23 protein-coding genes and 2 pseudogenes are annotated in these 23,270 nt (G+C 33.5%); 6 read left to right on the top strand and 19 right to left on the bottom strand.

Annotated elements, in window-relative coordinates; translation table 11 throughout:
* Positions 1-154: 154 nt before the first annotated feature.
* Complete coding sequence (locus AAG068_RS10920; RefSeq protein ID WP_342719279.1) at positions 155-1,057, top strand: ABC transporter permease subunit; 903 nt, start codon at positions 155-157, stop codon at positions 1,055-1,057.
* Positions 1,054-2,073, top strand: coding sequence for an ABC transporter permease (locus AAG068_RS10915; protein WP_342719278.1), 1,020 nt, complete (start codon positions 1,054-1,056; stop codon positions 2,071-2,073). Before AAG068_RS10920 ends, AAG068_RS10915 begins: the two co-directional genes overlap by 4 nt.
* Positions 2,074-2,203: 130 nt before the next feature.
* Here AAG068_RS10915 and adhP read toward each other — a convergent pair whose 3' ends face one another.
* The 6 genes from adhP to AAG068_RS10885 form a co-directional block, all read right to left on the bottom strand.
* Positions 2,204-3,247 carry an alcohol dehydrogenase AdhP gene (gene adhP / locus AAG068_RS10910; RefSeq protein WP_342719277.1) on the bottom strand — a complete coding sequence of 348 codons (1,044 nt, stop codon included), beginning with the start codon at positions 3,245-3,247 and terminating at the stop codon, positions 2,204-2,206.
* Between the two features lie 313 nt (positions 3,248-3,560).
* Positions 3,561-4,415 carry a MurR/RpiR family transcriptional regulator gene (locus tag AAG068_RS10905; RefSeq protein WP_172552987.1) on the bottom strand — a complete coding sequence of 285 codons (855 nt, stop codon included), beginning with the start codon at positions 4,413-4,415 and terminating at the stop codon, positions 3,561-3,563.
* A gap of 251 nt (positions 4,416-4,666) precedes the next feature.
* Positions 4,667-5,314, bottom strand: coding sequence for a response regulator transcription factor (locus tag AAG068_RS10900; RefSeq protein ID WP_342719276.1), 648 nt, complete (start codon positions 5,312-5,314; stop codon positions 4,667-4,669).
* Positions 5,315-5,328: 14 nt separating this feature from the next.
* Positions 5,329-6,426 carry a sensor histidine kinase gene (locus AAG068_RS10895; protein WP_342719743.1) on the bottom strand — a complete coding sequence of 366 codons (1,098 nt, stop codon included), beginning with the start codon at positions 6,424-6,426 and terminating at the stop codon, positions 5,329-5,331.
* Positions 6,427-6,576: 150 nt separating this feature from the next.
* The gene (locus AAG068_RS10890) at positions 6,577-7,470 is read right to left on the bottom strand and encodes a mechanosensitive ion channel family protein (protein ID WP_342719275.1); all 894 of its coding nucleotides are present in this window, start codon (positions 7,468-7,470) and stop codon (positions 6,577-6,579) included.
* Between the two features lie 278 nt (positions 7,471-7,748).
* On the bottom strand, positions 7,749-8,186 hold the full coding sequence (locus tag AAG068_RS10885; RefSeq protein ID WP_098088188.1) for an Hsp20/alpha crystallin family protein: 438 nt from the start codon (positions 8,184-8,186) through the stop codon (positions 7,749-7,751).
* Between the two features lie 378 nt (positions 8,187-8,564).
* Between AAG068_RS10885 and AAG068_RS10880 the strand changes: the two genes are divergently transcribed.
* The gene (locus AAG068_RS10880; RefSeq protein ID WP_342719274.1) at positions 8,565-9,014 is read left to right on the top strand and encodes an NUDIX hydrolase; all 450 of its coding nucleotides are present in this window, start codon (positions 8,565-8,567) and stop codon (positions 9,012-9,014) included.
* Between the two features lie 36 nt (positions 9,015-9,050).
* On the opposite strand, the gene AAG068_RS10875 is transcribed toward AAG068_RS10880, so the two are convergent.
* The 7 genes and pseudogenes from AAG068_RS10875 to AAG068_RS10845 all read right to left on the bottom strand — a co-directional run bounded on the left by AAG068_RS10875 (position 9,051) and on the right by AAG068_RS10845 (position 14,486).
* Positions 9,051-9,599 carry a cysteine hydrolase family protein gene (locus tag AAG068_RS10875; protein WP_098670209.1) on the bottom strand — a complete coding sequence of 183 codons (549 nt, stop codon included), beginning with the start codon at positions 9,597-9,599 and terminating at the stop codon, positions 9,051-9,053.
* Positions 9,600-9,713: 114 nt separating this feature from the next.
* Positions 9,714-9,968: pseudogene (locus AAG068_RS10870) on the bottom strand (hypothetical protein).
* A 65-nt stretch (positions 9,969-10,033) separates the two neighbouring features.
* The gene (locus tag AAG068_RS10865) at positions 10,034-10,522 is read right to left on the bottom strand and encodes a hypothetical protein (RefSeq protein ID WP_342719273.1); all 489 of its coding nucleotides are present in this window, start codon (positions 10,520-10,522) and stop codon (positions 10,034-10,036) included.
* A 258-nt stretch (positions 10,523-10,780) separates the two neighbouring features.
* Complete coding sequence (locus AAG068_RS10860; protein WP_342719272.1) at positions 10,781-11,428, bottom strand: nitroreductase family protein; 648 nt, start codon at positions 11,426-11,428, stop codon at positions 10,781-10,783.
* Between the two features lie 98 nt (positions 11,429-11,526).
* Positions 11,527-12,402 (bottom strand): D-amino-acid transaminase, encoded by an 876-nt coding sequence (gene dat, locus AAG068_RS10855; protein WP_342719271.1) that lies wholly within the window; start codon positions 12,400-12,402, stop codon positions 11,527-11,529.
* Between the two features lie 132 nt (positions 12,403-12,534).
* Positions 12,535-13,500, bottom strand: a complete 966-nt coding sequence (locus AAG068_RS10850; RefSeq protein ID WP_342719270.1) for an ABC transporter substrate-binding protein — start codon at positions 13,498-13,500, stop codon at positions 12,535-12,537.
* A gap of 136 nt (positions 13,501-13,636) precedes the next feature.
* Positions 13,637-14,486 (bottom strand): annotated as a pseudogene (locus tag AAG068_RS10845) (phosphatase PAP2 family protein).
* Positions 14,487-14,838: 352 nt separating this feature from the next.
* Here AAG068_RS10845 and AAG068_RS10840 point away from each other — a divergent pair.
* Positions 14,839-16,169 (top strand): IS3 family transposase gene (locus AAG068_RS10840; RefSeq protein ID WP_342719269.1). Its coding sequence is split into 2 segments (ribosomal slippage): positions 14,839-15,226 and positions 15,226-16,169, totalling 1,332 coding nucleotides; the frame shifts between segments, so codons are not numbered across the junction.
* A gap of 46 nt (positions 16,170-16,215) precedes the next feature.
* Here the strand turns inward: AAG068_RS10840 and AAG068_RS10835 are convergent.
* The 3 genes from AAG068_RS10835 to asnB all read right to left on the bottom strand — a co-directional run bounded on the left by AAG068_RS10835 (position 16,216) and on the right by asnB (position 18,948).
* The gene (locus AAG068_RS10835) at positions 16,216-16,545 is read right to left on the bottom strand and encodes a hypothetical protein (protein WP_342719742.1); all 330 of its coding nucleotides are present in this window, start codon (positions 16,543-16,545) and stop codon (positions 16,216-16,218) included.
* Between the two features lie 48 nt (positions 16,546-16,593).
* Positions 16,594-16,953 (bottom strand): GNAT family N-acetyltransferase, encoded by a 360-nt coding sequence (locus AAG068_RS10830; protein WP_342719268.1) that lies wholly within the window; start codon positions 16,951-16,953, stop codon positions 16,594-16,596.
* A 93-nt stretch (positions 16,954-17,046) separates the two neighbouring features.
* Positions 17,047-18,948 (bottom strand): asparagine synthase (glutamine-hydrolyzing), encoded by a 1,902-nt coding sequence (asnB, locus tag AAG068_RS10825; protein WP_000333816.1) that lies wholly within the window; start codon positions 18,946-18,948, stop codon positions 17,047-17,049.
* A gap of 217 nt (positions 18,949-19,165) precedes the next feature.
* On the opposite strand from asnB, the gene AAG068_RS10820 reads away from it, so the two are divergent.
* On the top strand, positions 19,166-19,627 hold the full coding sequence (locus tag AAG068_RS10820) for an Hsp20/alpha crystallin family protein (RefSeq protein ID WP_001288087.1): 462 nt from the start codon (positions 19,166-19,168) through the stop codon (positions 19,625-19,627).
* Between the two features lie 38 nt (positions 19,628-19,665).
* On the opposite strand, the gene AAG068_RS10815 is transcribed toward AAG068_RS10820, so the two are convergent.
* Positions 19,666-20,253, bottom strand: coding sequence for an SCO family protein (locus AAG068_RS10815; protein ID WP_078418580.1), 588 nt, complete (start codon positions 20,251-20,253; stop codon positions 19,666-19,668).
* A 335-nt stretch (positions 20,254-20,588) separates the two neighbouring features.
* On the opposite strand from AAG068_RS10815, the gene AAG068_RS10810 reads away from it, so the two are divergent.
* Positions 20,589-21,563 carry an MBL fold metallo-hydrolase gene (locus AAG068_RS10810; protein WP_342719267.1) on the top strand — a complete coding sequence of 325 codons (975 nt, stop codon included), beginning with the start codon at positions 20,589-20,591 and terminating at the stop codon, positions 21,561-21,563.
* A gap of 267 nt (positions 21,564-21,830) precedes the next feature.
* On the opposite strand, the gene AAG068_RS10805 is transcribed toward AAG068_RS10810, so the two are convergent.
* Together AAG068_RS10805 and AAG068_RS10800 are read right to left on the bottom strand one after the other, a co-directional pair.
* The gene (locus AAG068_RS10805) at positions 21,831-22,673 is read right to left on the bottom strand and encodes a DegV family protein (RefSeq protein ID WP_342719266.1); all 843 of its coding nucleotides are present in this window, start codon (positions 22,671-22,673) and stop codon (positions 21,831-21,833) included.
* Between the two features lie 152 nt (positions 22,674-22,825).
* Entirely contained in the window at positions 22,826-23,077 is a 252-nt protein-coding gene (locus tag AAG068_RS10800; protein ID WP_000629012.1) for a DUF2535 family protein, read from the bottom strand.
* Positions 23,078-23,270: the final 193 nt, after the last annotated feature.

Raw genomic sequence — 23,270 nt, 5'->3', positions numbered from 1 at the left:
TAAATATAGAATACGTATCCTACTATCACTTTATTAACTTGTAAATATATATTCCATACAATAAAATTTAAAAGTTTTTATATTTTTCCGAAAAATAAAACAATATTTTTAGACTTTATTGTATAATGTTGTAAAAAGATGTCGGAGGGATTTAATGTTACAAAAAATATCTCAATTCACAATTAAGCTTTCATCCATTCTTTTATCACTCTTACTATTATTAAATTTACCCTACTTATTTATCACTCAACAAGGATTCACCTTTCAACCAATGTATTTTTTTAATCAGATTGTTACTATGTTAAAACAAGTTTTCTCACCTGAATCATTGTTGGTTATAGGATCAGACCCCAAGTTTGGTCATTTAAAAACAACACCATTATTTCCAACTGTTTTAGAACCTTACCTATATTCATTTATTGTATTATTTGTAGCCTTTTTGCTTGCGCTCTTTATCTCATCTAGCATGGCATTTTTTTATTTTTTAGCAAAAGATTATATAAAAAAATGGATAAACCGAATTGTGTTCATATTAGAAGCTGTCCCTGATATGATGATGATGATTTGTTTGCAAATATTTTTCATATGGTTACTGCGGAAATTCGGGGAATTATCTGTCACCATAATTTCTTTTAATGAAAATCGAGCTTATTTACTCCCTATTTTATCTTTAGCGGTCTTACCTACATTACAAATGTTTCGGATGATGGTGTTATACATAAAAGAAGAACATGGAAAACATTACGTGGAGGTTGCATATGGAAAAGGGCTTTCATCAAGTTATGTACTGTGTATTCATTTATTCAAAAATATATCTATCCACTTCTTCCACCATTTAAAAACGATTTTTGTTTTCTTACTTTCTAATTTATTCATTTTAGAATTTGTATTTAATATGCAAGGCATTATTCAATTTTTATTTAAAAAGGCGTTTATTTCACCTCCAGCTGCATTTATCATACTTGTCATGATTATTTTACCGTTTTATGTTATTTTTCAAATAATCTCATTCATGATGAATAGATGGCAAAAGCAATTGAAAGGAGCAGCTTTATGAAATCTATTTGGAAATCAAAACGCTTTTTAATCGGCTTTACTTATTTATTCATACTTGTTTCAGCTAGTTTTATTTATAGTTGGTTCTTTAAAGATAACATCCCAAAACCTCCTCAGTTACTTTACAATGACAATAACGAATTACTTGGAAAGGCCCCTTTTCCACCATCGTTAATGCCACCTTTTGGATCTGATCGTTTTGGAGAGTCTGTTTTCTTACAAATTATAGAAGGTGCAAAATTCACCATTTTATTGGCCGTGGTAATTAGCTTCTTTCGAATTTTATTCGGAACATGTATAGGAATACTCTTAAGTTTATATGCTTCAAAATTCAAGAGATTTTTCCAGTCATGCTCAGAAGTTTTTTATTATATTCCAACTTTATTTATCACATTTATACTCATTACGCCCGTTAATATTGTAATCACATCAAATGCTGATAGATTAGACCCCAATATTTCATTTACGTTTTATCAACTACTTGTACTTATTTTCGTGGCTCTGCCTACACTTTCTTTATATATATCATCAGAGGTTGATGAATTTATGAAACAAGATTACATTTTAAGTTCACAATTACTAGGTGCTAGCCGTTTTCATATTATCAAAAAACACTTACGAGTCTTATTACTTGACCGCTTATTCGTATTATTCATGGAACATATCGTTCAAACTCTCATACTCGTTATCCATTTAGCGTTGCTTGACATTGTAATTGGTGGCGTACAAATGCGGGAACTCTATGACGGAGTGCTCAAACCTGTTTCTCTTTCTAATGATTGGGCAGGACTTATTGGATTAAATCGTTATGAAATGAATATTTCATGGTGGATTATTTTGTATACTCTCGTTTCATTCTTTATTACAATTCTATTTATTAAGCTTATGACAATCGGGATTCAAGATGCACTGAAAGCAAGAGATACGCAAGTTATAGCAATTCAAACCGTTCCAGATCATAAAAAATTTGTTAAAAGTAAAGATTCTTTTTCGTTTATAGATAAAGTGAACCTTTAATCCTTTCTCATTACTCGATATTGATAGTAGTGGAATGCAAAGAAGATGATCCCTGTTGAATGCAGGGATCATCTTCTTTCTGTCGTCTAACTTTTTTACATGTCTTTATCTAGACTCATGCTTTTTATATTTAAAGTGAATTGCAATCACAATTATTGTGTTTAAAATCGATTACCATACGTCCTTGAATTCGACCTTGTTCCATTTCTTCGAACACATGTCGCACTTTATCTAGAGAACAAGTTTGAACAACAGGCACTACTTTTCCTTCTGCACCGAACATGAATGCCTCTTCTAAGTCTTTACGAGTACCGACTAAAGAACCAACTACTTCAATTCCATCTAGTACAAGTCGCGGAATGTTTAAATCCATCGTTTCTACTGGTAAACCTACTGCAACGACTTTACCACAAGCACGTACCGCATCAACTGCTGAGTTGAATGCTGCTTTAGAAACGGCTGTTACTACAGCTGCATAAGCACCACCAAACTCTTCTTGAACAATCTTTTCAGCAGGACCTTGAGAAATTGGATTGATAGTCATATCAGCGCCAACCTCTTTTGCTAAGGCTAACTTATCGTCATTAATATCTACTGCAATTACCTTTGCACCAAATACGTTTTTAGCATATTGAATAGCTAGGTTACCTAATCCACCACAACCATAGATGACGATAGGTTGACCAGGTTTAGTATCCGATACTTTTATTGCTTTATATGTAGTTACACCCGCACATGTAATGGATGATGCTTGAGCAGGATCTAATCCTTCTGGTACTTTCACCGCATAATCTGCTGTAACAATACATTGTTCAGCCATACCACCATCTACTGAATAACCAGCATTCTTAACTTCACGACAAAATGTTTCTCTACCCGTTACGCAATATTCACAACGTCCACAAGATTGGAACATCCAAGCAATACTTACACGGTCACCTACCTTTAGTGAAGTTACATCATCAGCAATTTTCGTAACAATACCAATACCCTCATGACCAAGAATACGGCCATCTGTATTTCCAAAATCATGATTTGCAACGTGTAAATCAGTATGACAAACTCCACAATACTCAACATCTACTAGCGCTTCACCTGAGTGTAACGGACGTAATTCCTTTTCAATAATTTCAATGTTTGCTTTACTATTTTTATTTACTACTACTGCTTTCATATGTGATCTCCCCTTTAGTGTTTTAGAATTTTAATGAGTTTATCTCACAACTTCTGTCTTCACTAGTTTGGCTAATCATTATGCCAAATTTAAGTGTTCAATCATCATTACATGTTCATCATAACATGACACTTCAAAAACAAATTGTGAAATTGCGAACAATATTTGAATTATTGCATAAATCGTTTTTTATTTTATATTTTTAAAAATGAGAGTCTATCACTGACTATAAGTAAGTAACATATTTCTACTAGAAAATAAATCAACAAACTATTTACTAATAAAAAAAAGCCCTTCGTTTGAAGAGCCTTTCTTATATTCGTTTCATCGAAATTGTTTCACGTATACTTTGTAAATTTTGCAACGTTTCTTCTTGGCGTTGTAATGATAACCCAACGTACAAAGTATCTAATAAACTTAACTGTGCTAATCTTGATGAACTTGCTTCTGTGCGGAATTCCGTTTCACGTGTTGAAGTGTATAGTGTAATATCAGCAAGTTGACTTAATGCTGATTTCTGATAGCTCGTAATTGCAATAATGCGAGCTCCCCTTGCTTTTGCTACTTCTAACGCTTCCAGTAACCCTTTATTGCTACCAGAATGAGAAATTGCAATGACCACAGCTTCTTTCGTAAGTAAACCCGCACCCATAATTTGAAAATGTGAATCTGTATGAGCAATACACGAAATACCCGTTCTCATAAATTTATGATATGCATCCATCGCAATAATACCAGAACCACCATTTCCATAAAACTCAATACGGCTTGTATCTTGCAATACTTTTACAGCTTTCTCTAGCGCTGTATCATTTAGCAAATGTAATGTATCTTGCAGTCCTGTAATATGCGAATGGAAAACTTTTTTAGCAACAGTTACCATACTATCTTCTGCCGATACTTCTTCATGAATATTTTGCATAGGAGTATGTACAATTTCACGAGCTAATGTAATCTTTAAATCTTGAAACCCTTGAAAACCAAGGTGCTTACATAAGCGGAATATCGTAGCTTCTGAACTATTCGTAACCTCAGCTAATTCTGTAATAGATTTATGTACAACATCTTGTGGATGTTTCAATATATGTTCGGCAATACTTCGCAATTTTGGTGATAAACCGTTTAACGAAGCTTGAATCTTTCCAATCCCACTTCTTGTACCTGGCATAGTATTTCTTCCCCTTCCATCGTAGCTTAATCCAGTAAAATCCAATTGGTACAGGCTAATAATCAGTTGGGATGACCCCACTGATTCAAGTTTCACTTTATTGTACCTAATTATTGAAAGAAGAAAAACCTTTATTTGGCATCACTATGGTTTGTAATGTAAATCAACGCAAGTTTTGTACAGCTCTCACTGATTGTTAGCTCACAAATAGCGGGCCAACTATATATATTCTGCCATAACATGGTACACCATTATTCATACTTACTATTCCCCTCATGTTTCACCGCATATAATGCAGCTTGCGTACGATCATCCACTTCCAATTTAGCTAAAACATTTGAAACATGTGTTTTCACAGTCTGTTCTGTAATATGAAGCTCTGCTGCAATTTCTTTATTACTTCGCCCTTTCGCAATTTCACGAAGTACTTCTTGCTCTCTTTTTGTTAACATGGAAAAAGGGTTTTCTTTTTCTTTCTTAACTGCTGATCGTCCTAATAGTGCCGGTGTTACTTTCGGATGAAAATTCGCATTCCCTTCCTGTACTGCAATGATAGAAGCTACAAGTTGCTCGGGTTGTACTTCTTTTAATTGATAACCATCTGCTCCAGCTTCTAGTGCTGGTAAAACATAATCTTGCTCTGAAAAACTGCTTAATATAAGTATCTTTATCGTTTCATCATATTGTTTTATTCGTTTTGTTGCCTCAATTCCATCCATCTTTGGCATTGATAAGTCCATTAATACTACATCTGGTCTTTCCGTTCGGACAAATGTTAATGCCTCTTCCCCATTTTCTGCTTCCCCAACTATTTCAAATTCTTCTCTCGTTTTCAAAAAGAAGACAAGTCCTCTTCGGACAATATGATGATCCTCAACTAGTAGTAATTTAATCTTCAACCTTCTTCTCCCCTTCAAACTGGCAATTGAATTTCAATTTTTGTACCCTTTTTCAGCTCAGTTTTTATTTGAAATGATCCCCTCATTAACTGAATACGTTCCTTCATACTTTTTAAACCGAGCGCTGATTCTCTTACGTGATCTTGTATAAATCCGATTCCGTTATCCTCTATGTAAAAATACAACTGGTTATTTTCTATTTTCAAAAGAACATTTACTTTTTCACATGAAGCGTGTTTTTTACAATTATGTATTGCTTCTTGACTAATACGCCATAAAACTTCTTCAATTTCATCTACAATTGAAACCATTCCATCAATTCGAACTTCCACGTGAATCCCTAACAACTTCCCGTAATTTTTAATTGCCTCTGCTAAACCTTTCTCTAATCCTTCCGGTCTTAATTGCCAGATTAAAAGTGTCATTTCTTGTAATGCTTCCTGTGATAATTCTCCAATATAACTCAACATCTCTTGCAAGTCGCTATCTTGCGTCATATTTAGAGTACCTTTTGCTGTTAGCATAATAGAAAATAACAATTGTTTTACTGAATCATGTAAATCACGGGCTAATCGATTTCTTTCAGCTACCACTACATATTTACGTTCTTTCTCTACTAACTGAATACGTTGTATTGTCGTTCCTATTTGAAATGCAATCGATTCTAATAATGCCAATTCTTCCTCTGAAAAATGTGTTTTTTGAGGTGACGCTACATTTAATAGACCAAACTTCTCCGATCCTGACCTAAGCGGAATCGTCGCATGATGCGTAACATCTTCTGTCTCTCCCCAATTACACTCAATCGCATCCTCTATTCGCTTACATTCAATAATATTTGTCGCTTTTTCCAATCTGCCATTCACAAAACGCTCTACACACCAGCAGTCTCCTTCACACATTGGTTTCTTCTCTTGCCACGTAAGAGCTGGTGGTAAGTTTTCATCTACAAGCATTCGGTGCTTTCCACTTTCATCAATAAAAAAGATCCACCCTGTTTGCAAATTCATAACTTGTAACAATGTATGTAACACTTTTTCCAACATGTCTTGTAAGTCTGTTGCTTCATTTAATAATTCTGCAATTGCTTTTAATGCTTCTAAACGATGCATCTCTTTTTCTTCAAAGTTCATTTTCATCACCATCTACCATTATAACATTAAGAAATTTCTAAATTCTACAAATAAAAAAGAACTGAATTCCTTCAGTTCTTTCTTTATATTGATCATTTTATTATTGTTTTTCTATCCAATTATTCTACTTTAGCTGTCCGATACAGATTGTCCACCATGGTTATGCTGTAAACTCTCAGTAGTAACGAACATATTTGTTGCTGGCATTTGCACTTGATTCTTATGGAACATAGACATTAATTCAAACCTTACTTGTCTAGAAGTTTCAAAATAATCTTCTGGCTTTATTAAGCCTGTAATACAAAATTCATATCCAACGTATTTAAGATTTGGATTTAAATCTGTAACACCAACGTATTTAAACGGTTCCACAGCTTCATCTTCTACTTTATAAAGATTTGAAGCGAATTTTTCATTGCAATTCACACAAACTTCTTCTAACAATTCTTTAACTCTTGTAGGATCTTCCTGATAACTTACCGTAATTCGTTCAATTACGCGCATCCATCCTTTATTAAAATTTTGTATCGTTCTAATCTCTCCATGTGGTATCGTAAGAAGCTTTCCTGACCATTCACGAATTTGCATAAAACGAATACTTATTTCCTCAATCGTTCCTGAGTTTGTTCCGTTAAAAGTAACAAAATCGCCAACACGAAACTCTTTGTCCGCTAATCTCGCAAAGCCTAATATAACATCTTTTAACATCTGTTGTGCAGCAAAACCAATAACAACCCCCGCTATCCCGGCACCTGCAATGATACTTTTTATATCTACAAATTGGCTAATTAAATAAATGATTAAACTGATGATAATGATATATCTAAAAATAGATCGAATTACACTTTGAATCGTTTGCTCTACCTCTTCATCAAAAAAGCTTGATTTCCTAAAAAACCAATCAATAATGCGGTTGATTACAAAAGAGATAATGATTAAAACGAAAGCAAATAGTAAAAATCTTAAAAGTAAAAACTCCCGTACATAATTAAAAAATTCTTCCGTATACGTTAATAAACTCATCTTACCACTTCCTTACTAATTAAAAAATTCATAATCGTCTCAGTTTGTTCTAGGAAATTCTATTATCCTAATCTAAAATGCCACTACTCTTACTATGTATTTTGACTTTATTACTAATTTACTTTAAACAATATGTAGATGTTCTTTTCCTTTCCTTTAAATATACCCTTTTTAATAACCTAAGGGGAGCTAATAGTGAAAATTTTTCAACATTACACTTTATTCTACTCATTACAATTTATTAACTCCGTAAAAAAGAGCTGAATTTATCAGCTCTTTTATTCAATATTAATTGTTGTCTTACTGCTTTTTTCTTCTCTCAATTTTGGCAATTCAATTGTCAGTACGCCATCTTTATAATTTGCTCTAACATTTTCTTCCTCAACTTGTTTAAAACTAAAGCGTCGAGTTACAGAACCTATAGAACGTTCTTTACGAATATATATGCCATTCTCATTTTTTTCTTCTACTTCATTATGATTAGTTGCTTGAATCGTTAATACATCTTGTTCAAAATCAACTTGAATGTTTTCTTTTTGAAAACCTGGTAAATCTGCTTTCACAGTATATTTATCAGATTGCTCATGAACATCTACTTTAAAAGTATCCATGTTCATCGGTTTAAAAAAAGTATCTGTCATCCCTTCTAATAAAGAAGGCCCAAAATCAAAAATACCATTTTGACGTTTTGTTATCTCTGGAAATAAATTACGCATATTTTTTCCTCCTTATTATTTATGAATGAAAGATTATCTCTTTCTGTCTTTATTATAACACTTGGTCAAAAAAGGTCAAAGAATTTGTTTGACCTTTTTTGATGTATATTTTGCCAAATAAAACAAATAAGTTGTACGATATCTCTCCCCCTTATAAAGTGAAACTTTAATCAGTGGGGTTTTCTTCATCCCCCACTGATTATTAGCCCTCACCAATCGGATTTTTATAGGCAGCCCGACCCCCACCTAAATTCTTTGCTTTCGCTGAATTTTGAAGTGGGGGTCTTACTGCCCATTAAATTAGGATAAAGAGGAATATATTTACATAATAACGAATAGTTTATTTGCTCTTATTTTTTCTTACGGAGGTTATATACAATGGGATATATTGAAGAACTTAGAGAAGTTGTCGGATCAAGACCACTCAATCTAGCAGGAGTTGCTATAGCTGTTTTCAATGAACAAGGACAAATATTACTACAACAAAGACGAAGTAGTATTTGGGCTGTCCCTGGTGGATTCGTTGAACTTGGAGAATCAACAGAAGAAGCTGGAAGACGAGAAGTGCTTGAAGAAACAGGGATTGAAATAGGCTCTTTACAGTTAATAAGCGTATTTTCTGGAAAAGAATTTTTTGTGAAATTACCAAACGGAGATGAATTTTATCCTATAACAATTGCATATCTTTGCAAAGACATTACAGGTGGTACGTTGAAAGCTGATGGATTTGAATCATTACATGTACAATTTTTTGATTTAAATGCGTTACCCGAAAACATTAGTCCTTTCATAAAAAAACTAATCGAGCAGAACCTCGTCTCAATTTAAATATAAAAAGAGACCTGTTTTAAAGGTCTCTTTTTTTCACTTCACTTCTGCATGTAAGCATGACTTAAAATGTCCAAGTGCAAATTCATGTCCTTGCTCATTAAAAGATGCAACCGCCTTTTCAAAAACAACAATTTTAAATCCTTTATTATAAGCGTCTACTGCTGTGTGAAGAACGCAAATATCAGTACAAACACCTACAAGATGAACTTCTTCTATTCCTCTTTCTCGCAACTTCATTTCTAAGTCTGTTCCTGCAAATGCACTATATCTTGTTTTATCCATATAATATACATTCTCTGCATTTTTATATGTTTCGTACACTTCTTGTAATTCACCAAACAAATCTCTTCCATTTGTGCCAGCTATGTTATGTGGCGGGAATAACTTTGATTCTGGATGGTATGCATCGTTTTCTTCATGTTTATCAATCGCAAAGACAACGTAATCTCCATTTTCAATATATTGCTTCGTTATATGGACAATTTCCTTTTCAATTTCTTGCCCTGGTTTCCCACATGTTAAAGCACCTTTTTCAGCTACAAAATCATATGTATAATCAATATTAATAAGAGCTCGTTTCATAACTACTATCTCCCCTTCTTCTGTTTCACAGTAAACAATAGAAAATTTGTTATTACGACATCGTATGTACTATTCGACAATTCAAATGAAATACCTACATTTTTCTTATAAAACTTACCTTAGTCTGAGTTTATCATATAATAGATGAACAATGGTTAAACAAATAGCTCCCATTAACAAATCATAAATTTGATAATTGAGTGTAATTTGAATTACTTCTTGTATCATAAACCAAATTAATTACACCTTTATACTAATAAAGACGATACGAATACACCGATTCACATCTTCAGCCTCTTTCTCTGTCATAGTAGAAATAAGTGATTTCTTCCTACTTAATCGTATTAGAAAACGAAACACGTTATTCACTATTACATCCTCTAGTATTAACAAAAAAGCACACTACTTTTTGAGTAATGTACTTTTTATTCTTCTTATGACGCTGGTTTTGTTTCAAATGTTGCTTGATTTAAACTAATAACCTTTCCTTTTGGGTCATTGTTTTCATACTGAACCGCAGTAATCGTATGACTACCTGTCTCAAGCGTCTTTTCTTTTAATTGTACTGTTGTCTGTGTTGTACTAGTTACTTGATGTTTATCTGCATATACTTGATCTACAAATATAAATGTTTCTTTATCACTTTGAAAATTAGAAAGCTCTAATTCAACATGTTGAATTAAAGTATCCTTTTTGATGAATACAGCTGGTATATTTCCATTTTCAGAAGTACCGTCTGGTGTAATAACTGTTACTTTTCCTTCTCCGACTGGCACTGCTCCTTCAGGAAATGCAACTATATTCTCATTACTTGCGTTTACAACTTGTTCTTCCTGCTTTGATTGCGCACCCTCTTTTTCTTGTGGAGCACCGCAACCGGCTAATAACAATACAGACAATCCAGTGATTATGAATTTTTTCAAAATTCATCCCCCCTGTCATTTCATTATAATTTATTATACAAAAATAACTTTTAAATTTTAAGACTATTTTCAACACTTTCATGAACAAATTGAATCTTGCCCAGGATTAATGTATCATACTTTCCTTAATAGAACATTAATTTTTTTATGAAATAAATAGTAATTCCCGCTTATCTATCATTTTAGCCCAATAGATTCATTACATACCTGTCCAAAATAAAAAGACATTGTTCATTCAATGTCTTTTTATTTTAAGTTTTAAAAAACAAATGTTGTAATCTCATCTACTTCTTTTCTTGGAAGTTTCTTCGGCTTATCTTTCGGAAAACCGAGTGAAATAACCATATTTATTTGTTTTTCAGACTCAATTTGCAAATATTGTCGTAGTTCGTTTTGAGCTAACAATACCGGTCCTGTCATTGGACAAGTGCCAAGCCCTTTCGCATGTGCAGCCAACATTAAGTTTTGTGCCGCTAAACAGCTACTCTTAATTCCTTCTTCTTCCCAAACTGAATCTGGAACAAAAGCAATTGGATCAAATATCTTTTGTCGAAATTTTGATTCATATTGTGTCGCCAAACACACGATTAATACTGGTGCATCCGAGAAAGCTGTTGCATATGGTCCAAAAGAACGTGTAAGTAATTTCCCCGCTTTCTCTTCTCCGTTTTCTGCCGCTTTTGCCGCAAGTTTATGTAATGCATCCCATGTCATTTGTTCAATTTCTTTAATTTTCTCTCGGTTCATAATGACCAAGAACTCCCAAGTTTGTGAGTTTGTATCACTTGGTGCATAACGCGCACAATCAATAATCTCTTTTATATCACTAGTGGAAACTTCTTGTTCCGTGAACTTTCTAACACTTCGTCTACCGTGAATTACTTCCTTTAAATCTTCATAATTCATACATTAAATCCCCTTTTTACAACGTTTTCAAATCTTGTCCTATGCTTGAATTATATCATGAAAAAAAGCTGGAGGAATACCAGCTTTTTTCTTCAATATTAGTTCGTAACTTTAAACAAACGAATACTTTCTTCATATGCAACTTGAAGTTTCTTTGTAATCGGTCCTCTTTCGCCGGCTCCAAACTGTTCATCACCTATTTGAACGACTGGGAATATTTCAAGTGGTGTCGCTGTGAAGAAGCACTCATCAGCCTCATATACTTCTTGTAGTGAAAATTCTCGTTCTTCTACTTCAATATGTAATTCTTTCGCTAATGTAATAACGTAGTGACGTGTAATGCCATGTAGAATGAAATTGTCAGCCGGATGCGTAATCAATTTATTATTTTTCACCATAAAGAAATTTGAATGACAACCTTCCGTTACAATTCCATCTCGTACTAATATCGCTTCTTGATAGCCCTGTTCGTTTATTTTATTTTTAATCATAATATTTGGTAACAGGTTTAAAGATTTTATATGACAGAACTTCCAGCGTATATCCTCTTCTACAGTAACTTTTATTCCTCGTTCCATAGCAGCAATTGGTCTTGGAAACGAAACAATATTTGCAAAATATGTTGCTTGCATATTGGACTCATATACATGATTACGCGCTTGAGCACCTCTTGATATTTGCAAATATACATTCCCATCCTCTTGAAATTGATTTTTTTCAATCATTTCATGTAACTCTTCTACTAACTCCTCCTTAGTAAACGGTGGAATTAGTTTAATTTCTTCCATAGAATTAAAGAATCGTTCTAAATGTAAATCTAATAAATGTGGCTTCCCATCATATAGTCTAAATACCTCGTATATACCATCACCAAATTGAAAGCCTCTCTCCTCTAATGGAATCATCGGCTGTTCTTCCTTCGTATTTACAATTCTTCCGTTAAATAAAATCCAATCTTTATGAGTAGCTTTCATTTATTCCCACTCCTTTATTCCATGATTGGTATAATTGTACAACTTATTGACACTCAAAAGAAGGAATTTTCTGTATTTTTTCTGAATAAAAAAGTACATCACCCATTTAAAGTGATGTACTCGGCCATGCCTTTACTTTAGAAAATATTTTTCAATATCATCTAACATAAGGTTTGCAGCTACAATACCACCTGCTGTATTCCAAATCACTTCGTCTACTTGGAATACTTTATTATCTTTAGAAGCCTGTAACTGCTTAAAGAGTGGATCTTCTGTCCATTCTTTCGCTAACGTGTTTCCTTCATTATTTTTATCTGCATCTTTATCAGATGTGAAATAAAATAAATAATCCCCATCCATATTTGGAATTTGCTCTTTTGTAATTCCTTTTATCGCAAATTCATCTTTATCTTGTAGTGGTGGTCGTTTAAATCCAATGTCATGTAATACAACGCCTGAGAATGAATTTTTTTGATAAATACGAACATCACCTGGGACGAAGCGAATAATGGAAACTTTAGAGTTAATTTTATCTCCTAATTGTTCTTTTATTGATGTAATACGCTTTTTATAGTCATTAAGAGCATTTTGTCCCTCTTTTTCTTTATTTACAGCTTTTGTATAAAGGGTAAAATTTTCTTTCCAATCACCGCGCAACGTTTCAGCATATACAGTTGGCGCGATTTCTTTTAACTGCTCATATATTTTTTCGTGACGCATTTTATTTCCGATGATTAAATCCGGCTGAAGCTTCATTACCGCCTCTAAATTAATGTCACGCTCAGTTCCTACTACTTTCGTATCTTTTAGCTCTTTTGCTAAATGAGGATACCATTCATCACCAGCTCGTGGTTTTGTCGTTCCAACTGGCGTTATTCCAACAGTTAAAAGTGCCTCAGCACCCTCATTTGTTAAAACAACAACTCTTTTTGGCGTACCATTTACTGTCGTTTCGCCCATTGCATGTTTAATCGTATATGAATCTTTTGCTTTAGCCGATATATCTTTATCTTTCTTCTCTTCTTCTTTACCGCACCCTGCGATTATAACCATTAGTAACATAACGCAAAGTATAAGAATATTTTTAGTGCGTGTCATAAGTCCTCCTAGCTGAAATTGATTATCATTTACATTTTAAAGAGTAATGTATATCTCATACATTGTCAATATATATATCAGAAAACTTTTTCAATATATATAATGCGGACCTCATACCTCATTTTTATTCAAACTCTTACTTGTTTCTACTCATATTTTTTAACCGTAACATATGAAAAATAAACGGACAAAAGAACGTAATTGTAATTCCAGTCAATACATAACGTAAATAATACATATCAGGTATTACTTTTTTTAATATGAGTTGCATCATTAACATGAAACTAAGACCTAATGCTGTTTTTGCCACTTGTATTTTCAAATTATTATTTTCGTTCATTTTAATAAAATGATACTCTAACATGATACCAATCGTAGAACCTGTCAAAACTCCTAAAAATTTCAAATAATCTATTTGTTCTGTCATAAAATACATTATAAGTGAAACAGCCAATACAACTCGTTGTAATAATATAAATTTCTTATCACTTAATCCTACTGTTACTTTCGTATATACACAAACAATTATGACACTAATTATAACGGCCCCTATTATATCACTGAGCCAATGTACACGTAAATATAGACGAGAAGTAGCAAGCAATATAATAAAAACAATACCAATGATCCAAATCATTCTCTTTTTACATAAAATCATGAATGAGCTCCAAAATGTTGTCGCTAACTGCACGTGTGTACTGGGGAACGAATAACCTGCGGCTGATTTTTCATATAAAGCTTGAATTCCGTCGTATGTATACGGTCGTGGGATTTTCATACATTCCTTTACCTATATATCTATATAAACAAAGCATAACAATCATATGAAATGCTTTTCTTTTAGAAACGCACCAATATAAAATCGAAATAATAACTAAATACAACGTTTCATTTGCAATACTAGATACAAGTTTAAAAAATGTTGTAAGTACACTTCCCTCCAAACTTGTCATCCATTCAAGAAATAACCTATCAATATTAACCATAAAAAACGATACCTCCTAAAAACAACTTCTGCTATTTGCCAGCAATTAAGATAGACTAGTTGATTAACATTTCAAATTTATACACCTACTTACGTTACAGATTAAGAATATATAGTACCACATACTAAAAACAGATTATATGTTAAATCCTCTAATCATTTCTATAAATTTTAATGGAATTTTGAGCTTTATATACAAATCCATTACAATTACAAATAAAAAAACCGCCTTATGTTGAACTGTACCCCGAATCATGGACACTTAAAAAAAGCCCCATGATTCGGGGTTTTTGTGTATTTTTATCAAAAAACCTCGTTATAATGGAACCAACGATAGAAATGAGGTACGGAGAATGAGTAAAATTATTTTTAATGAGATTCAAATGAAGCAGCTGGAAAAAAATAAAAATGTAGTAAAAGCGTCGGAACGTTCGATTAGCTATTGTCCAGATTTCAAAGTAAGAGCGGTAAAAGAAAATCAACAAGGAAAAGGTCCTAGCCAAATCTTTTTAGAGAATGGGTTTGACTTAGCTGTGATTGGTGAGGAGAAACCAAAACAATGCTTGAAACGTTGGCGAAGAACCTTTGAACAATTTGGTGAAGAAGGATTTTATACAGAACGCCGCGGGAAAGGAAGCACGGGACGTCCTTCGGAAAAACCTCTCTCTTCCGATGAAAAATTAAAGAAAGCGGAAGCGCGTATTGCGTTCTTAGAAGCGGAATTGACATTCCTAAAAAAGTTAGAAGAACTCGAAAGGCAGGCGTTACAGAAGAAGCGTTAACACCACGAGAAACATACACACTGATTGAACAAACCATACGTCGATTCCAATTGCCACGTATGGTGCGTTATCTTTGCACACTGGCTGGGGTAAGTCGGAGTGGATACTATGCGTGGCTTCATCAGACAGAGAAACATCTAGAAAAAGAACGCAATGATGAAACAGATTATGAATGGATCCAAGAAATTTTCAATCGAAAAAGGAAAACATGTGGTGGTCGTTCTATCAAAATGGTGTTGGAAAAGACAAAAGGAATTTGTATGAACCTCAAACCTATTTACCGTATTATGCGTAAATATAATCTTGTGACAAAGATTCGCCGAGCGAATCCTTATAAACACATCGCAAAGGCGACACAAGAACATAAAACATGTCCGAACCTTTTAAAACGCCAATTCAATCAAGAAGAGCCTGAAAAAAGTATGTTAACGGATATTACCTATTTATTTTATGGAAAAGGAAAGAAGGCTTATTTATCATGTGTAAAAGACAGCACAACACGAGAAATTTTAGCCTATCATGTCTCCTCTTCTTTACAAATGGATATCGTCTATCAAACATTAAATAACTTGAAAGAGAGATTAGGAGAAAGCATCCATTCTGAAGCGCTTCTACATTCAGACCAAGGTATTCATTACACACACCCTGAATTTCAGAAACGCGTAAGGGAAATGGGAATCAGACAATCTATGTCCCGTAGGGGCAATTGTTTAGACAATGCACCAATGGAATCCTTTTTTGGTCATATGAAAGATGAATTAGATTATAAAGATTGTCAAACCTTTGAATCCCTCGAGCTCAACATAAGGGAATATATGAAGGAGTATAATTGTAATCGTTATCAGTGGACATTAAAAAAGATGGCTCCGATTGAATATCGGAACCACCTTTTAAGTGCTTGATTTTTCAGGGCTTTTTTATTAAACTGTCCATTTTATAGGGTACAGTTCATGTAAGGCGGTTTCTATCATTTTGCTTTAACCAATTTAAAATAAATATATACGATTGATAGTGAATATAACGTATGCAAAATAAAAGAAATAAAAGGGCTATTCCAGTGCTACTATACAGCAAACCAAATTTTAAAAAAACATTTAAAAGTGGTGGGAAGTTCGTTATGTTTTGTAATGTAATAAGCATACTAAATAAAAGGAAAAACACTGGAGCATATTGTAATTCATATGGCTTTCTCTTCTTATTCATTCTTTTTCGAATAAATATATGAATTAGCTCTGCTACTAAAAAACACCCTCCAATTAATACAAGACCAGAGGTCATCGTCATACATCCACCTGCCTTATATTTATCTCACATAACAAATCATCGCTATATTTTCTTCACATATATTCCATCTTCCACATTAAATCCAAAACTCTCTATGAAGGATTTAGCTTGTTCTGTTAATTCCGTTTGTAATACCTTTATCTCTTTCACATTTCTTTCTTTCATCATCGTTTCAAATGTAAAATACGTATTTGTCCCATAACCGTAACTTTGATAATCAAAGTGAATAATTAACTGAGATAAAACTGCACTCTCCTCTTGTACACTATAGTCTATTACGCCAATATATGTATCATCAACTTTCAAACAATACTGTACTTGATTCTCAGTTAAACTATGTGAGCGAAACATTTCTTTAACAACGCTTTCATTTTCTACAGTTACTTTTTCAAACGTAATCATATGTTGTCCATCCTTTTACTATTATTGTATCAATAATACGTCCTATTTATGAAAAAAACCTTAAGACCATATGCGATCTTAAGGTTTTTCTAATTAAACTAAGCTATACGCACGTTTCGTTTCTTCGTGGAACTTATTCGTATCGTATTTATGCTCAACATAAATTTGATGCCATACCATAAACGCAAGTACAGTCCAAATTTTACGGCTATAATCGCCTTTATCCGCACAATGTGCTTCCAGTAAGTTTAATACATACTGTTTGTCGATTAAATGCTCTGTTTTACTCTCGTTTATAATATTAATAGCCCAATCATGCATTTCATCTTTTAACCAGTGACGAATTGGTACTGGGAATCCAAGTTTTTTACGATCTAATACGTGATCTGGAACGATTCCGCGTGCTGCTTCACGTAAAATAGCTTTCGTAGTTCCGTTAGCAATCTTAAATTCAGTTGGAATTTTAGACGCAACATCAAATACTTCTTTATCTAAGAACGGTACACGAAGTTCTAATGAGTTTGCCATTGTCATTTTATCAGCTTTTAATAAAATGTCACCGCGTAACCATGTGAACATGTCAATGTACTGCATTTTGCTTACATCATCATAATCTTTAATTTCGTTATACAATGGTTTCGTGATATCCATATAGTTAACACTTTCATTGTAATACTTCATTAATTCAGCTTTTTCTTCTTCACGGAAGATTTTCGCGTTTCCATAGTAACGCTCTTCAATTGGCGTACATCCACGCTCTAAGAAGCTCTTACCTTTAAAACCTTCTTTAAGAGCACCACTTAATGCTTTTAGAACGCTCTTACCTGGGCTAGGAATGTAAGAGAACATTTTTAGTGAATTTGGCTCACGATAAATGTTATAACCACCAAATAGCTCGTCTGCACCTTCGCCTGAAAGAACAACTGTTACATGCTTACGTGCTTCTTTTGCAACGAAGTACAATGGTACAGCTGCTGGATCTGCTAAAGGATCATCCATATGCCAAATGATTTTTGGGAACTCATCCATAAACTCTTTCGCTGAAATGAATACGTTATGGTTTTTAACGCCTAATTTCTCAGCAGTTTCTTTCGCAACATCAACTTCACTGAAACCACGTTGCTCAAAACCAACAGAGAATGTTAAAAGATTTGGATTCATTTCTCTTGCGATAGAAGCGATGATAGATGAATCGATACCACCAGATAAGAATGAGCCTACTGGTACATCACTGCGCATATGCACTTTTACTGAATCATATAACACATCACGAATTGCTTGGATATGCTCCTCTTTCGTTGCACTTGAAGCATTGAAATAAGGTTTCCAGTAGCGATGGATTTCCATCTCTTTACCGATTTCTTTTACGAAATAATGACCAGGTTCGATTTTATTAACATCAATTGTTAATGTTTCTGGCTCTGGACCATATTGGTACGTAAAGTAATGTTGTAGCGACGTTGGATTAACGCCTTTATCTTCCATCACATGCATAATACTTTTCTTCTCAGACGCGAAGAATGTAGTATCACCTTGTTGTGCAATGTATAAAGGTTTAATACCGAAATGATCACGTGCACCGAAAAGTTTCTTCTCTTCACGATCCCAAATCATAAATGCAAACATACCACGAAGATAGTCTACACATTTTTCTTTCATATGTGCATACAATGCAATGATAACTTCTGTATCAGATTGCGTTGCAAACGTTGCACCTTTTTCAAGTAACATTTCACGTAATTCTACATAGTTGTAAATTTCACCATTAAAAATAATTACATATCGATCATTTTCATAAGTTAGCGGCTGATGTCCTGCCTCTAAGTCAATGATACTTAAACGGCGGAAGCCAAATTGTACATGTTCATCACGAAAATATCCTTCGTCATCTGGACCACGGTGGAAAATCATCGTGTTCATATTTTCAAATTGATGTTTTTCTGTTTCTGAAAACTCTCTAGGGTTTTCACATAAACATCCTACAAAACCACACATACTTCTTACCCTCTTTCAGTTTTCATTCTGTCTCTATACTACTATATCAACCCTATTTATACTAGCATAATCAACTGAATATGGCGACCAAAAACTATAAAAAAATCACTCCATTTCACATTTTTAACATTTTTTTATGAAAACATGAAAATTAGGCAATCACCTTTCTCCGCTTTTGTCATATGATATTGCAAATTGATTTCTAGGAGGGAATACCATGAGTGAAGAAAAAAAAGACTCTTCTCGCCCACCGGTTCGCAATTATTTAAAGCAAATTGATGATTTCTTTGAGCAAACGCCACTTCGCAATGTAATTGCTGATTTAAATCATTTTTTCCAAAAAGGAAACCGTTTATTAACATTCCCTGTAGATTTATACGAAGTTGGAGAAGAACTCGTTGTTACAGCTGAACTACCAGGTATACAAAAAGAACAAATTCAAATTGAAATACAAAGTGAATACTTAAAAGTCTCTGTAAAAGAAGAGATACTGGAAGAAGAAGAGCAAACATCCCATAACTATTATCGCCGAGAACGTTCCATTTCAGAAGCATCAAGATTAATTAAGTTGCCGTATTCAATTAATAAAAAAGCGGCGAAAGCTTCTTATCAAAACGGCGTATTAGAAATTCGGGCACCGAAACTTCCACAGCAACATGACATTTTATCCATAGACTAATGTAAAAAAAGAAGGGTGCTTTAATTGCACCCTTCTTTTTAATCCGCTAATCGCTTCATATCACGTATAATGTCTTCATACGGCGTATTGCTAATACCATTATACTTTTTCATTACTTTTCCGTTTTGATCAATTAAATAAAATGATGTGCCATGTATAACTTGACCATTCTCAGGTTTATCTACAAGTGATTGGAAATTATCTTTTGAAAACTTCGTAATATCCTCTAACGAATAACCTGTTAATAAATTCCAGTTACTAGTATCCTCTGTAAACTTTTGAATGAAAGCCTTCAAATTCTCCGGCTTATCAAGGTCTGGATCTACACTAAACGAGACAAACTGAACGTCTAATTTCTCTTCTTTTGCCATCTTTTGCAGTTTTGCCATATTAGCAGTCATTGGCGGGCAAACAGTTTGGCAGTTTGTGAACATAAAATCTGCAACCCAAACTTTCCCTTTTAAATCTTTTGTACCAAATGGCTTTCCATCTTGATTTGTAAATTGGAACGTTTCTAAATCCCAATTTAATGGTTTACGAAGCTTTGAACCTGATCCACTACATCCAGCAAGTACAAAGAGACAAAATACAACCATAAGACCAATTATTTTTTGATAACGCTTCATTTATAAACCTCTTTTCTCTATCCTAAATTTAAATAGGTTATGTTTATCATAACAAAAGTTAACACTACGAGAAAATTGTTTACTACATTTGTTCACGAAATCGTACGAATTTACGTACGTTACTTCTTTATTTCAAGCGAATTACTAGACAAACTATATTTTTTTACTATTATTTCTCTAAGTAAAAGTTGTAAAATCCATTGTATTGTTACTTTTGTAAATACATCTTTCTATTTTTTAACAATTCTTTAAACATTTATCCATGTTATACACTGTATTCCTTAACAACATTTCGGTACAATACAATTACAACGATTTTAAATGAGGTGATGTTCATGACAAAACGTTATGAAAACATGGATAATGTGAGCACAAAAAAATCAATTCGTTCCTTTATACGTTGGCGAAAAGAGCGAAAACAAAATAAAAAGGACTTTTCTTTTTTAGTAGAACAATCACCTGTTAAACAAAGTAAATTCCTACAAAACAACTTTGAAAAAACGACTGTAACTTGGATTGGTCATTCTACATTCCTTATTCAAACGAACGGACTAAACATATTAACAGATCCAGTATGGGCTACTAAATTAAAATTAGTTCCGAGGCTTACTGAACCTGGACTTTCTATACAAGAACTACCTAAAATTGATATTGTCCTCATTTCGCACGGTCATTATGATCATTTAGACTTTTCAACGCTTCGCCAGCTAAATGATGATGTACTATACCTTGTACCAATTGGGCTAAAAAAATTATTTACTCGCAAAAAATTTACTAACGTAGAAGAGTATAATTGGTGGGAGAACACAACGATTAATGATGTTTCCTTTCACTTCGTCCCTGCTCAGCACTGGACGAGAAGATCATTATTTGACATGAATACATCTCACTGGGGTGGGTGGATTATTAATAATGAAACAACGGAAGAAACCATTTACTTTTGTGGAGACAGTGGCTATTTTAAAGGGTTCAAAGAAATTGGCAAACGTTTTTCAATTGATATTGCCCTTATGCCAATTGGAGCATATGAACCAGAATGGTTTATGAAAATATCTCACGTTTCACCTGAAGAAGCAGTGCAAGCTTATTTAGATTTAAATGCTACACACTTTATACCAATGCACTACGGAGCTTTTGCACTAGCCGATGAAACTCCCCGCGAGGCAATAACAAAACTTCGAAATAATTGGAATTTACGTATGTTACCGTGGGAACAACTGCATGTACTCTTTTTAGGTCAAACTTTCACTTATAATAGCGTAACAAATAATAAGCAAACAAATGAAAAAATTAAAACGTTACAAGTATAACATAACTACTTATTTTCTATATTCAACATATACTATAGAAAATCATAAAGTGAAACTATAATCAGTAGGTGTTTTTTATGAATGAATATTTACAGACTCGCTATATTATTAGTGGTAGCGCCTGTATAGCCCTTCTTATTTCTTACTTTCTATTCACATAAAGTGAAACTTTAATAAGCGGGAGTTCTTCATCTCCTACTTAACCAATCGCCCGTAAATAGAGGTATAAAAAAAGCTACTTGAAATTTATTTCAAGTAGCTTTTTTATTACTCTGCTAAATACATAAATCCGATTGCACCCGGACCTGTATGAGTACTAATAATAGGCGTTGTAAAGAAAATTTCTGATTTAGCAAATCCACTTACTTTTTCTACAGCCGCTTTTACATTTTCAGCTAAAGGAATTGCTTTCGCATGTGGAATTGCCACAGCTTTTACAACTTTTCCAGCCGTATCTTCCTCAAATAACTTAGCTAACGTTTTTACAATTTGACCTTGGCTACGTACTTTCGTTACAGGGTTATAAACACCATCTTCAAGACTAGCAATTGGCTTTATATTAAGTAGCGAACCGATAAACGCTTTTCCTTTACCGATACGCCCACCCTTCACTAAGTTTTCTAATGTATCTACTACTACATATAAACGAGTATTCTTTCTTACTTCATCTACACGTTTTAAAATTTCTTCTAGTGAGCGTCCTTCATTTGCCATTTTCGCAGCTTCAACTACTTGATATGCTAAAGCATGTGTAATAAATTGCGAATCAACAACTGTTACTTTTGTGTCGGTCATTGATGCAGCACTATTTGCAGTTGCTACAGTACCACTCATTCCACTTGTCATATGAATGGAAAGTACTTCACTTCCATCTGCCCCTAACTTGTCATACATTTCTACAAATGTACCCATTGCCGGTTGTGATGTTTTTGGTAGTTCCTCTGATTTAATCATTTCTTCAATAAATTCATCTGGTTGTAGATCAACGCGATCTAAATATGTTTGTCCATTTACAGAGATTGATAATGGTAGAACATGAATGTCATACTTCTCAATTACCTCTTGTGATAAATCTGCCGTTGAATCTGTTACAATTTTAATTTTTTGCATATTATATTCTTCCCTTTCCAATACGCTCTCCTTGTTATTATACTAGTATTCCCATTGCTTTCAACAATTTGGAACGAAATTTCATCAAATTAATTATATTTTCATACCTAAAATAAAAAAGACAGAGCTCCTAACCCTGTCCACACTCTATATCATGCATTTTTTTCAAGAGTATTTGTTTTATATACATTTAAATAATCATTCCACTTCAAACAATTTTGTAAATATTCACGGAAAGAATACGAAAATCTTGGGTGTTTTTGTTTTTGAATTTTTGCAATAAATAATTGAAGACGAGACTGAATTAGAAACGATAATGGATGCTGTGCCTGTAGGACAGGGATTTCAAATATTTTAATACAATCCCCTGTTGAATGAGTGAAATAAAAACTTTTCGTAATCACAATATCAATCCTCTTTTTCATTGGATTTTTGAACTTCTTCTACTTTACGCTTGTAACACGTTGTTTAAAGTGGCGACTCCCATGAATACAAAAGTATCCTTAGACAATCTCTGTAGTCCTTATGGTTAGAAGATTTATACTCTATTCATCTCCACCTAATCCATCCCTCATCCTAAATTTCTAATAAGACGCG

This window comes from Bacillus paramycoides, assembly GCF_038971285.1.
Taxonomy (GTDB): Bacteria; Bacillota; Bacilli; order Bacillales; family Bacillaceae_G; genus Bacillus_A.
Note: the sequence above shows the minus strand (reverse complement) of the source record. Positions and strands in the feature narration are given on the sequence as shown.